Origin of the sequence: Streptomyces sp. SID486 (assembly GCF_009865385.1) — a bacterium.
Classification (GTDB): Bacteria; Actinomycetota; Actinomycetes; order Streptomycetales; family Streptomycetaceae; genus Streptomyces.
Genome location: NZ_WWJT01000341.1, coordinates 1 through 1,402, shown reverse-complemented (window position 1 = coordinate 1,402; position 1,402 = coordinate 1). Strand labels below are relative to the sequence as shown.

The 1,402-nt window shown below is 74.7% G+C and carries 1 protein-coding gene; it reads left to right on the top strand.

From position 1 onward, the window contains the following. Positions 1 to 1,402 (top strand): ALF repeat-containing protein (locus GT045_RS15720; RefSeq protein ID WP_272926859.1); only part of this gene is annotated, 1,402 nt, incomplete at both ends.

Sequence of the window (1,402 nt, the reverse complement as noted above, 5' to 3'; positions counted from 1 at the left end):
GCCGCGAACACCGCCCAGTCCCTGGCCAACACCGCGGCATCGGCGGCCCGCGCCGCCCGCGACGCGGCGAGCTCCGCCGCCGATCACGCCGAGGCCGCGGCCAAGGCGGCCAAGGCCGCGGCGGACGGCGCCGTCAAGGCGGCCGACTTCGCCGCCACGGCCACCAAGTGGGCGAACGAGTCGGTCACGGCCGCCGAGGCCGCGGTGAAGGCCGTCCAGGACGCGCAGGCCGTCGAGCAGGCCGCCCGCGACTCCGAGGCGGAGAAGCTGGCCCAGGACACCGAGCAGTCTCTCGCCGAGGCGCGGGAGATGGCCCGCATGGAGGCGGACGACCGGGAGAAGGCGCGCAAGGCCACCACCCAGTCCGACGCCCTGGACGCCGAGACCAGGGACCTCATCGCCAAGGCCGAGAAGGCCTACGCCGCCGGTGACACCGCCCAGACCCTGAGCGCCGGCCGCCAGGCCGCGATGAACCTGATCTCCACGACGATCGGCACCTGGAGCCGGGACGCCGCCGAGCACGCCCTCGCCGGGGCCGACGAGGACCTCCTGGCCTGGGTCGCCGCCGACCGGCAGATCGCGCAGAACCAGGACGACCGCGAGACCGTCCTGGCCGTGGCGAAGGTGTCCACCGAACTCGTCGCCGACGCCGCCCAGGCGGCACTGCTCGCCACCGACACCGGCGCCGTGGGCACCTTCCTGACCACCGGGATCACGGCGGCCGCCGCGGAGGACAACCGCGTCGCCATCCTGAAGGTCCTCAACAGCTCCCCCGGCAAGGCGGTCTCGGCGTCGGCGCAGGCCGCGCTGGACGACGGCTCGCCCCAGGCGCTGCACGGCTTCTTCGCCACGTACGCCGACAACGTGAAGGAGGACGACGAGGCCGCCGTCTTCACCATCCTCAACACGGCCGGCCCCTACACCAAGGCGGCCGCCCAGGTGGCCCTCGAGGGGCCGACGTGGATGCGCCGCGACTTCGTCTCCACCGTGTGCCACCGCACGGCGCAGCTCGACTACGACGCCGCCACGCACGTCGCCGCCATCCGGGCGTCCATCGCACGCGCCGCGAAGGTGGCGCAGGACGCGCAGAAGGACGCCTACGAGGCGTCGAAGGCCGCGGCCGACGCGCGCAAGGCGTCCACAGAGGCGGCCAAGTGGGCGGACAAGGCGAAGGCGTCCGCCGCGAAGGCCAACGACTACGCCATCGAGGCCGACGCCAACGCGGACGCCGCCGAGAAGTCGGCGAAGGACGCGCAGGCATCCGCGGACAAGGCGAAGGCCGCCGCCGCGTCCGCGCGCACCGCGGCACGGCAGGCCAACTACTCGGCGAACCAGGCCGTGGCTTCGGCCGCCGCCGCCGTGGCCTCCGCGAGCCAGGCGCAGGCGTCGGCGAACGCGGCAC